We start from the raw sequence: 9765 nt of genomic DNA on the forward strand, positions 1-9765 counted from the left end.
CCCGCATCGTATATACTATATAGGATATATACATGCAACACGGAGGATGCCATGCAAAAAGTTCTTCTTTCATTGCCAGACCATCTGGCCGACAGAATGAAGGCTGTTATACCGCCCGGCCAGCGCAGCAAGGTGCTGGCGGATCTTCTCGAGACCGAAGTAAAGCGCCGGGAAGAGGGACTCTACCAGTGCGCCCTCGGTGTTGAGAAGGACCAGGCCCTCAGCAAGGAGATGAAAGACTGGGACGTGACCGCGGGAGACGGTATAGACGATGAAACGTGGTGACATATACTGGGTTAATCTGGATCCGTCGACCGGTTCCGAGATCAGGAAGAGGCGCCCCTGCGTGATCATCGGCGCAACACCCGTCAATGAGGCAAGGCGCACCGTTGTCGTTGTTCCCCTCTCTTCCGTCGGCAAGCCAAGACCTCCTTTGGCCGTCCCGGTTACATGCCTCGGCAGAAAGGTCGTTGCGGTGTGTGACCAGATCAGGGCGGTGGACAAGAGTCGTCTTATGGAAAAGGCAGAGGAGATTTCCAGGGAGGATCTTGTGGAAATAGAGAAGGGTCTGCGCCAGGTGCTGGTGCTTTGATCCTACCTTTCCCGTTCCTCTTGCAGTTGACCCTGCAGTAGACATCACAGACGAGGACAGGGAGAGTTGATCCTCCGCCCTCGTCTGTCTGGACTTCGGCTGCCTGACGTGGAAGATGATTTCCTGCTCTATGATTTATTGACTAATTTGCTTTTCCCTCCATAATGAGGCCCTTTTTTAATGCCTGTCTTAATTCCACAAGTGACAACCCCTTCGGGATAGACCTGTATAGTTATCCTTCCGATGGTGGCAGTCTTGATCGGTACCTCTTTAGTAACTTTCATGAGTCACCCCCTTCTTTATCGAATATAATAGGCAATAAAATGCCTGCGATGATGAGCGTTACGCCAACTATTATCTGCGCCAACGAGTCTTTCACCCTCCTCCTATCGCATCGTTTCTCTTCATCATCTCCCATAACGTGCCCTTTCTCTTCGTTGTCTTCATACATAAATGCCTCCAAGATTGAATTGTGAGTTAAAACTTCCCTGTTCGTCTCGTCGGCAATGGAAATGAAGGCAAAAAAAATCCCCAAACATCCAATGGTGCCGAACGATGACGTGATAACCTGGGTTCGCACCACTTAGAAGCTTGGGTTACTGAACAAAGTTCAGCAAAGGTTTCGGAATGTGTCAATACATTATTAGCACTCTATCGCCGTAGCGAGCCCGATCGAAAAGCGCCTTGAGGACCTGGCGAAAGTCTTATTGCAAGCATGTTCTTGTCTCCTGTTGTACGAGCACAGCAATAATATTCCGTAGCATCAAGCACGCTTCCCTGGTCAACCGTTCAAGCGGTCGTAGTTGATCTTCGCAGTCGGAGATTCTGCTGTGTCGAGGTGGGTGTCACTCTCCCCATATTTCCATCTGGTTCGCATTGCCCCTGGGCACCTTGGGCCCTTTCCGCAATTCCTCGGGAACCTCCGGAAGAATTCAGGAGGCTTGTTTCTGATCCCTGACAATGGAGTCCTGACGGGGATCGCCTCGAGGCGCGTATTGAACCATCGTTATCGCCCTTTCCCTTCAGTCCCGTCGGTTTTGCTTCAAAACCAGCTTGCCAGATATAGTCTCCGGGGTGGGTCGTTTTCGGTGATGACTTTCCCGTTTGGTTGGTCAGATTTAAGTTATGATAACCCCTATTTAACATTATTTCTGCACATTAACATCCGCGATGTTAATGTGCGTCGGGGATGTTACATCCTCATCGAGGAGAATGTAGAGTTCATGGAAAAGACGGCGGGGTGGGTTGATGACTTGTTGACAACTATGAATAGCAACAACGGTATGTAGTTGTCAACTAAGGCAATGAAAAGGACCCGGGCAGGGGAAGGCCGTGCCGCTTTATATAAGCGATGTCGAGCCATTTCTCAGTGCGATATGTGTCCGGCGAAATCCGCAGAGTACCATTTCGTAGTGTGTAAGACATGTATAATTGGTGATGTGGGTCCGAAAGGTTGCGCCCGTCTTAACACCGTCTGCGAAAAAATGGTATCTTAAATGATGGTGAAGAAGTACACAGGACAGCAGATCCTGAAAGAGGTGGAGCATGCCTGAGGACAGGCGAAGGAAAGCGCGCCGGATGCTCGACATGGCCGGTAAAGCGAGGGTTTCGAAGGATACATACCGGGAGCTCGATCGGGGCAGGGAGGACATCTTTGACACCCACTTGGCGGACATGAGGGCGCCGGAGCTTCGCAAAGCCGTCAATGAGAAGATCGATGACAAGATCATCCCCGTAAAGACCGTCCTCGAGAGGTTGCGGGCGGAGAATAAAGTTCTGGTAGCCGTCCTCTATGGTTCATATTCCAGGGGAACGTTTCATGCCCGGTCCGACATTGATATTGGCATTTACATGAAGGCCGAAAATGAACTCGAGGAAATGGACATAGTGGACAGCATACGCATGGCCGTGGAGGATGACACGGATGTTTCGATTCTCTATCTCCACGACACTGACGAGTCGCCTTTTATTATCCAGGAAGCTCTTGCGGGTATCCACCTGGTGGAACCCGACATGGATGCGCTCTATGACACGTACGGGTGGGCTTTGCACGAGTCAGAGTCGATGCGGTTCAGGGAGGAAATGGTGGAGAGAATAGAAGAAGTAGAGGCCATGATGAACATAATGCGGAGGAAGCTTCTGTCATATCGCGTCAACTACTCCGTCGGCAATTACACCGAATGTATTCCGTCACTGTTCTTCATTCTTGAAGCTCTGTGCCGGTACGCCCTCGCAGGCAAGGGATTTTATGTGCACTCCCACCGGGAGGTCCGGGAGCTGGTGGCGAGGCATCTCATCAGTACCGGCGATGTGGACCAGGCACTATACGACCACCTCTCCGAACTCTATCGCCGGCGCCAGGACGCGGACTTCACTGCGACGCGATTCAACAAGAACGAGGTGGACCAATACGCAGAGCTGGTGCGCCACAGCATCGAGCTCCTGAAGGACCACGTCGACGATGGGGACAGAGAGGAACTGCTCGCCTTGCTGTCTGTCTCTGACGGTTCCGGATAGGTCCCGGATTACTGCAAAATAGGTGAAGCGTTAACTGAAGTCTCAACTGAAGCTCGGTCCCAGATAACGCAATAATATTCGTCACGTTCAAGACACTTTTTACGCGCGGAATTTTCCGTTTTGAGGGTCAGTATTACATCATAACAGCTTCAGCTTATACTCCGGGATATCAACCGTTACCGCCTGGAGAATCGCTTCAGTCTGTCCTGGGTTGACGCAGAGCGTGTTCCCGATGCGGTCCGTGATCTTCCCGGACGCCTTGGGTGACTCATGGATGTGTCCGGACAGGACGAGGGGAGGCTGGTGTCTTTCGATGAACCTCCGCACGGCCATGCTCCCGATGTGCTGTCCGTTGTAGAGGACATCCAGGTTTGTGTTCCAGGGCGGGTCGTGGATGACATAGACAGTCTTCTTCGGGTCTGATATCTTTGCCAACTCCTCCAGATCTTCCTCGATCATCGCGTGAGAGCCGAACCACTCCTGCTCATCAATGTCGACGAGCCCGTCCACTGTGCTTATGACGGGTCTGTACGGACCGGGCTGAAGGATTCTTTGCCGGTCATCGTATCTTTCCCAGTCCTTGCAGGAAAACGGGGTAGGGCGCACGCAGGAGTAGCCGGCGATGGAGAGATCTCGCGCCAAAACATGAGTTCGCATGTGCAGGAGTTGGCATATGCCTTCCGCTTCCATATCCTCAAGGAGGTGCATATTTACCTGGAAATCGTCATTACCCATCATTAAGAAAACGGCAATGTCACGATTGTCGTCATGAAAGCTCTCCAGACGGGGGCGAAGCTCCTCGACAATGAACCGTTGCTGCTCCTTTATGAGGCCTGCAAAATCACCTGTCTTGGGCAATACATCACCGCCTATTACGACGGCGTGTGCCTTCGGAGCAATAGTGAAGAGCTTTTTGTAAAGGGACGGGTTGCCATGCAGGTCCGCAGCATAGAGCAGTCTCATATCAGCCACTCGTGCCGTACTTCATAATAGTCGCCATCGCTGTCCACGATGGCCATCGGCGAATAGTCCATTATCAGGATCCTGACGCACATGTCCGCCCCCAGCCCTATACGGCCGCGTGCAAGGAAAGGTTCCATAAGGTGAAAATGGCCGAAGACGAGCGTTTTCCCGTAGGTATATGTTTGTTTGAGGAAGAACCCGTCTGTACCCCAGATGAAGTCTGTCTCTGACTGTTCATGGAGTGGTGTACATGGTTCAGCGCCCGCATGGGAAAAGAAGAAGGCATCTGTCTCGAAATTGTACCGGGTGTCCGCGATGAAGGACAGGTGGTCCGGGGGAATCACGCTCCGTAGGAACACCGGGAGCTCCCGACTGTCGAGGAGGATGTGCTTTCCGTCACGCTCCACATAGTGCCTGCCGCCCGTAGAATAGGAGAGTGTCCGGGGATCCATACCGTATAATTTCAGTGTCGAAATAAACCCGTTGTCCATGAGGATCCCGTACGCGCTCGTGTCTCCGTCCAGCGCCTTGATGAGCAGTTCTTCGTGGTTACCCCTCAGATAAACGTTGGCGGGGTTCTTTAAGGATACGAGGAATTCCATAACCTCAAGGGATCGGGGCCCTCTGTCGATATAGTCGCCAAGGAATATGAGCCGATCTCCTTCCTGATAATCGGCATTGTGCAGGGCATCTCTCAGCTCCTTATAGTATCCGTGGATGTCGCCTATGACCAGAGTCTTCATCCCATCTCCGTTTCAAGGAGCGCGTCTCCCTCTTCCTTCGTGTTGAAGTACATCTTCCGACCGTCGGGAAAGAGATAACACCACCTGTAACCTTCCTTTTCGGACCTGTGCCGGCGCACCCCGGCGAAGAGGGCCTTCTCCGGCATGACCCAGCTGTCACTGTCATGACGGGCGAGGAGGATCCTCTCTTCCGGGGGAAGGTTCCGCTGGCGTTCCCTTTCCGCCTTTTTCACGGCGAGGATGTCCTCGCGGGAGGGTGGTGGAATGGGAGAAGAACGGTTATCGAGCTGTACAGCGAACAGCTCTTCCAACACTGCCCGATCCGGGATCAGACGGTCGTGAAACTGCGGCAGGTACTCGAGCGTAACGTTGCCGTCCCAGTTCTTGGCCCTCAGAGCCTCCAGGACCTCGATACCGTAAGATTCGACGGGCAGGTGGGGCAGGTCATGGCCTGCCGCGTCATCGTAACGCATCTCGGAAAGGTGAAGACCAACAATGCCGGAGTGGTACGTCTCGATGACCTGGAAGATTCTCGAGACGAAGATATGGGACGTGTCCAGGATCATAGGGAGTTTGAACTCGATGGTCTCCTCGGGAGTGATGATGCGCTTGGCATTCCCGAAGGTCTCAATGGCCACCGTGACGGAAGCCTCCCTTTTCAGCCTTTTGAGGTTGGCGAGGGCGATTATCTGGAGATTGATCCGGTTGGTCTTGGCAGTGCTCTCAGGATGAAATACGACAATGCCGGCACCAACGCGCTCGGCAAACTGCACGGTCGGAAGGGCCCAGGACATGAAGCTCTCATCGGAGAGGCGACCCTGGGGGGCGTGGACGCTGTTGACGATGATGTTGTGGGAGAGGACGACGCTGGCCAGGTCATCGAGGTGATCCATCTCCGCGAGGAAGTCCTCGAGCTTGTACGGAAGGGCGAGCTCGATAGGAACACCATCGAGGCCGGAGAGGTCATGAGCGTAGGAGGTGAGTGACACGTCTCTGCGGATAGAAAACTTCATGATCGACAATTATAGCCCAGAAAAACGGGCTCCTGAAGGGAATTCTTAAGGATGCGGGTTTTGAATCATTCTTTATCTCCTCCATGTAGAACGTATGTAGTCGAAAAAGTATACGTTCATTCTGCGCCGTGTCCTGAATTGTTGAAAACTATGCTGGAAACGTAAAATAAAAGTAAAATAAGGATCAAATAGACAGGAAATAAAAGTCAAATAAAAGTCTGGATTCCAGAAACTACGACTTGCCGGCAGTTAAGGCAGGCCTCTGAGGTCAAAAAAGTCAAATAAAAGTCAAATAAAACGCCAGGACCCCGGAATGCTGACAAATTCGCGCACGTTGTAGACTCATGAAGGCTTCCTGGCATTCGTTCGGGTTTTGAAGGGCGTTTTTAAGTCATGTTGTTGATATTACTAAGGAAGATTGCCGCAGGACGGTAGACGATATTGCCACATTTCCCCTTATTGCCGGGTATTCCGGGTATTATCGTAGCCACAACCAATTCGGGTTGTGAGTCTATCCATGTGAGATTATTGGCAATATGCTAGATAGGATGCGCCGCGACGTTCGGGTTTTGAAGGGCGTTTCTTCGGGTTTTGAAGGGCGGTTTTAACCTACCTCGCTGATATTGCAAAGGTTATCCGTAATTCGCATTCGGGCTTTGAGTCACCCTGTATTCGGGTTCTCTTACTACATGATAGTTACTATAAGATAATAATGTGTGAAGGGGCGTCAGACAGGAGCTTGCTGGATTTACCTGCTCATTGCTAGTACTTCTCCTTCGGGAGCGCATCGAACTCCTCGATGGTCATCTTCTTCATCGCGTCCTCTGAGAGCCCCCACCTGGCCCCCGGTTCGCTTGCACGCTTCCAGGGCCTCTTTGAGCTCGGGGCGGTTGTCGTCACGCTTTCCGGACTCAATCTCGACAAATTCACGGAGCAGCCTTCAGGGCCCGCCGCTGAGGTAGCCTTCAATCGCTTTCCTCTGCGCGTCGATACCGAGACCGTTGACGCCCTGCTTTTGGGTCGACACCCTCAAATAGCTGATAAACTTGCCTTCCATCCACGTCCTCCCCGGCATATGCAAAGTACGGTAACGACCGTAGCATATAATGCCGTTCCTGTAAAACTTCCGGGGAGGGCGAATCCTTTGTTTCTTGTCGTCGTGAAGGGGTTTGGACAACAGCCGATCATGCTCCTGACAGGCTGTATGGTAAAGCCCAAACCCAAGGAACACATATGGCGCATTGTGGTGATCTACCTGACCCGATGGAAGTGCGACGAATCCTTCCGGTATATCAAGCAATGCTGTAATCTGGAAGACATACGGGTACGCAGCTATGTGAGCATAAGGAACACCGTGGTACTCGTAGCGGGAAAATGTAAGGTAGACTTTCACCCTCATTCTCATCCATTTTTGCCCTTGCCATTGTATCAAGCCCGGCTTCCAGGAGGAGGCGGGTTATGTCTGCGTGGCCAATGTCTGCGCACTTCGTGGAGCACGGTGTCTCCGTTCCTTCCTGCAACATTGGGGTTGGCTTCTGCATCGAGCAGTCTGTGCACGGCATCTATGCCATTGGTACCCGTGGCCTTTAGGAGTTGGTCCTTTGCGGATTTCCTGTGTTCCATGCTGTCAGTCTCTATCTTGGCGAAGTTGTGATAGGCAGATGTTCCGCTGCGCTGTCGTTTAAGCCTTTTCTTGAGATATGCGCATTTTGCACAGCGCCGAGACCGACACCCCCAGTTTCCTCGCCCTGGCATCGAGCCGGGTCTTGTCTTCAGGGGTCATGTAGATGGTCACCTTCACCAACCTTTCTTCCGCGGGTTTCTTTGGACGGCCTCCCGGATTCTTCATATGGACGCCCTGGCTCTCAACGGCATGGTTGTCAACGCCGTTTCCGATAGTCGGGGACTTGAACCTACCCACGTTTCACCCCCTTAAGTAGTTTCTGTATTTCTTTCGCGAGCGCTGTTATTTCCTCCGCTGCTTTGGAATTCCTGTTGTACTCGACTACGGACATGCCAGCCCCGTAGGCATCTTGGAAGTCTGCCCGCAATCTCACGACGGTATGTAACAGTTTAAAACCGTCCATGTCGCTGATGTACTCGGCGAGGTCCGTGAGCTTGGAGACGCTTGCCGGGAAGGAGCCATTGTTCAAGACATACCCAGTCTTCCCCAGCGCCTTGATCACGGACAGTGCCCTGGTCAGTGCGTATACCTCCACCTGGGAGGGACGTGTCGGGATGATCACCAGGTCTGATAAGGACATCGCCGACCTGTTGAAGTCGCTGTCGATGCCGCCACAGTCGACGATAAGAAGCGATCTGGAGTTTCCCTGGTACGGAGCGGTCACCGCAGGAATCTGTTTGACGGAGCTTACGACAGCCACGGGGATCTCTGGAGAGATGCCCCTCTGAGCCCGGTAGCCGGCCCACAGGGAGGAGGATCTCTGGAGATCGAGCTCGAGGATGCGGGTGTCCGGGTATTTCGAGATGAGGGTGGTTGCCAGGTTGACCGTGAGGGTGGTCTTCCCGACCCCGCCTTTGGGATTTGCGATGCTTATTATCACGTGGGCCTCCTGTATGTAAAAAACAGTGTCATGATATCTCTTAACAGTTTAATAGAGTCGTGAAACTGTTATATACAGTCATAAGTCTAGCAGACGGGGGACGGTTGTCAAGGGGAAACTGCGGGGAAGAAGGGATATTGTACCTTTCCTTTGGGCAGCAAATATGACAAGATATTGCTCGGGTACTGTCAACATCCTCTATTAATGCGTTAGATGCTGTTTGATTTCAGGGTGATGAAAAGCATTAACATAGCATGTTAACTATTTCACTTGACAGGTGGGTTTCGTGATCGTATACTTTAGGACAAGACAGCTTGAAAAAATAGGTTCCCAGGAGCGGGAAATGGTCAAGCAGCTTGGTTCGAAACAGGCCGAGAAGTTCCGGCAGAGGTTGATGGAACTCAGGGCTGCAGAGGTTTTATCCGATATTTCTCATCTACCGCCAGCACGTTGTCATCAATTATCCGGAAGGGATGCGGGTACGTTTTCCGTGGACTTGAATGACCAATACCGTTTGTTGTTCATTCCGGCAGATGATCCCATCCCTTATGACGATGATGGCGGGATTGACACAACGAAGGTGAGAGAGATCGAGATCACTGAGATAAGAGACACCCATCGAGGTGGAAAATGAAGGCGAAGAAGAGATACGAGTATCGACCTGATTATGCGGTGCCTCCCGGGCAGACACTCCGGGAGGTAATGGAATCCCTGGAGATGACACAGAAGGAGTTCGCGACCAGGACGGGACTGACCGTACAATCGCTGAATCGGATCTTCAAGGGAGAGCAGCCGATCAGCTATGAGAGCGCAAATCGCTTCGAACTGGCCACGGGCACACCCGCGAGCTTTTGGAACAATCTCGAGGCGCAGTACCAGGAGCAGAAGGCGAAAGTAGAAGAAGCCCGGCGCCTGCAAAAGGATCTCGAGTGGCTCAAAACGATCCCCGTGAAGGAATTGCAGGACCGTGACTTTCTGTCCGGGACGGATGACAAGGTGGTGTTTTTACGGGAGACCCTGGCCTTCTATGCCGTCGGAAGCGTGGATGCATGGCGTGAGATATGGGAGAAACCCGCAATCGCTGCCAGGCGGTCCCAGTGTTTCGAATCGCAGCCTGGCTCAGCTTCCGCTTGGATTCGCCAAGGGGAGATCCAGGCACACGAGAAGGCGTGCAAGCCATTCGACAAGGCATCCTTCCTTAAAGCATTGAAGAAGATCCGCAGCCTCACGAAGGAGAGCCCCGAGAAATTCGAACCGGCAATGAGGAAGCTTTGTGCCGGAGCAGGTGTGGCAGTGTCACTCGTCCGCGAGATGAAGAAAGTCCCCTGGAACGGGGCCACGAAGTGGATCACCCCGCAGAAGGCAATGATACT

13 protein-coding genes are annotated in these 9765 nt (G+C 52.5%); 6 read left to right on the plus strand and 7 right to left on the minus strand.

What is annotated here, in order from left to right; all coding sequences use genetic code 11:
- The first annotated feature begins 51 nt into the window (after window positions 1-51).
- The gene (locus tag PHC90_13520; GenBank protein ID MDD3847363.1) at window positions 52-285 is read left to right on the plus strand and encodes a hypothetical protein; all 234 of its coding nucleotides are present in this window, start codon (window positions 52-54) and stop codon (window positions 283-285) included.
- Window positions 272-592 carry a type II toxin-antitoxin system PemK/MazF family toxin gene (locus PHC90_13525; GenBank protein ID MDD3847364.1) on the plus strand — a complete coding sequence of 107 codons (321 nt, stop codon included), beginning with the start codon at window positions 272-274 and terminating at the stop codon, window positions 590-592. Before PHC90_13520 ends, PHC90_13525 begins: the two co-directional genes overlap by 14 nt.
- A gap of 280 nt (window positions 593-872) precedes the next feature.
- Here the strand turns inward: PHC90_13525 and PHC90_13530 are convergent, their stop codons facing one another.
- On the minus strand, window positions 873-1043 hold the full coding sequence (locus PHC90_13530; protein MDD3847365.1) for a hypothetical protein: 171 nt from the start codon (window positions 1041-1043) through the stop codon (window positions 873-875).
- A 1094-nt stretch (window positions 1044-2137) separates the two neighbouring features.
- On the opposite strand from PHC90_13530, the gene PHC90_13535 reads away from it, so the two are divergent.
- Window positions 2138-3109 (plus strand): nucleotidyltransferase domain-containing protein, encoded by a 972-nt coding sequence (locus PHC90_13535; GenBank protein MDD3847366.1) that lies wholly within the window; start codon window positions 2138-2140, stop codon window positions 3107-3109.
- 138 nt (window positions 3110-3247) lie between these two features.
- On the opposite strand, the gene PHC90_13540 is transcribed toward PHC90_13535, so the two are convergent.
- From PHC90_13540 to PHC90_13555, 4 genes are all read right to left on the minus strand, one after another.
- Window positions 3248-4072: a metallophosphoesterase gene (locus PHC90_13540; GenBank protein MDD3847367.1), complete on the minus strand. Its 825-nt coding sequence runs from the start codon at window positions 4070-4072 to the stop codon at window positions 3248-3250.
- Entirely contained in the window at window positions 4069-4815 is a 747-nt protein-coding gene (locus PHC90_13545) for a metallophosphoesterase (GenBank protein MDD3847368.1), read from the minus strand. Before PHC90_13545 ends, PHC90_13540 begins: the two co-directional genes overlap by 4 nt.
- A complete protein-coding gene (locus tag PHC90_13550; GenBank protein ID MDD3847369.1) occupies window positions 4812-5828 on the minus strand; it encodes a TIM barrel protein in 1017 nt (338 codons plus the stop codon). The genes PHC90_13545 and PHC90_13550 overlap by 4 nt, the downstream gene beginning before the upstream one ends.
- A 762-nt stretch (window positions 5829-6590) precedes the next feature.
- On the minus strand, window positions 6591-6728 hold the full coding sequence (locus PHC90_13555) for a hypothetical protein (GenBank protein MDD3847370.1): 138 nt from the start codon (window positions 6726-6728) through the stop codon (window positions 6591-6593).
- Window positions 6729-7286: 558 nt separating this feature from the next.
- Here PHC90_13555 and PHC90_13560 point away from each other — a divergent pair.
- On the plus strand, window positions 7287-7418 hold the full coding sequence (locus PHC90_13560; GenBank protein MDD3847371.1) for a hypothetical protein: 132 nt from the start codon (window positions 7287-7289) through the stop codon (window positions 7416-7418).
- Between the two features lie 91 nt (window positions 7419-7509).
- Here the strand turns inward: PHC90_13560 and PHC90_13565 are convergent, their stop codons facing one another.
- Both PHC90_13565 and PHC90_13570 read right to left on the minus strand, forming a co-directional pair.
- Window positions 7510-7749, minus strand: coding sequence for a hypothetical protein (locus PHC90_13565; protein ID MDD3847372.1), 240 nt, complete (start codon window positions 7747-7749; stop codon window positions 7510-7512).
- Window positions 7742-8392, minus strand: a complete 651-nt coding sequence (locus PHC90_13570) for a ParA family protein (GenBank protein ID MDD3847373.1) — start codon at window positions 8390-8392, stop codon at window positions 7742-7744. The genes PHC90_13565 and PHC90_13570 overlap by 8 nt, the downstream gene beginning before the upstream one ends.
- A 286-nt stretch (window positions 8393-8678) precedes the next feature.
- Between PHC90_13570 and PHC90_13575 the strand changes: the two genes are divergently transcribed.
- Window positions 8679-9026 carry a type II toxin-antitoxin system RelE/ParE family toxin gene (locus tag PHC90_13575; protein MDD3847374.1) on the plus strand — a complete coding sequence of 116 codons (348 nt, stop codon included), beginning with the start codon at window positions 8679-8681 and terminating at the stop codon, window positions 9024-9026.
- Window positions 9023-9765 (plus strand): helix-turn-helix domain-containing protein (locus PHC90_13580; protein ID MDD3847375.1); only part of this gene is annotated, 743 nt, incomplete at its 3' end. The genes PHC90_13575 and PHC90_13580, both read left to right, overlap by 4 nt.

It is taken from the genome of Syntrophorhabdaceae bacterium, assembly GCA_028698615.1.
Lineage (GTDB): Bacteria > Desulfobacterota > Syntrophorhabdia > Syntrophorhabdales > Syntrophorhabdaceae > Delta-02.

Bases quoted from the DNA above. Each gene is read 5' to 3' on its own strand.
- PHC90_13520 (MDD3847363.1), top strand. From the start codon at position 52: ATGCAAAAAGTTCTTCTTTCATTGCCAGACCATCTGGCCGACAGAATG.
- PHC90_13535 (MDD3847366.1), top strand. From the start codon at position 2,138: ATGCCTGAGGACAGGCGAAGGAAAGCGCGCCGGATGCTCGACATGGCC.
- PHC90_13545 (MDD3847368.1), bottom strand. From the start codon at position 4,815: ATGAAGACTCTGGTCATAGGCGACATCCACGGATACTATAAGGAGCTG.
- PHC90_13525 (MDD3847364.1), top strand. From the start codon at position 272: ATGAAACGTGGTGACATATACTGGGTTAATCTGGATCCGTCGACCGGT.
- PHC90_13550 (MDD3847369.1), bottom strand. From the start codon at position 5,828: ATGAAGTTTTCTATCCGCAGAGACGTGTCACTCACCTCCTACGCTCAT.
- PHC90_13560 (MDD3847371.1), top strand. From the start codon at position 7,287: ATGTCTGCGTGGCCAATGTCTGCGCACTTCGTGGAGCACGGTGTCTCC.
- PHC90_13530 (MDD3847365.1), bottom strand. From the start codon at position 1,043: ATGTATGAAGACAACGAAGAGAAAGGGCACGTTATGGGAGATGATGAA.
- PHC90_13540 (MDD3847367.1), bottom strand. From the start codon at position 4,072: ATGAGACTGCTCTATGCTGCGGACCTGCATGGCAACCCGTCCCTTTAC.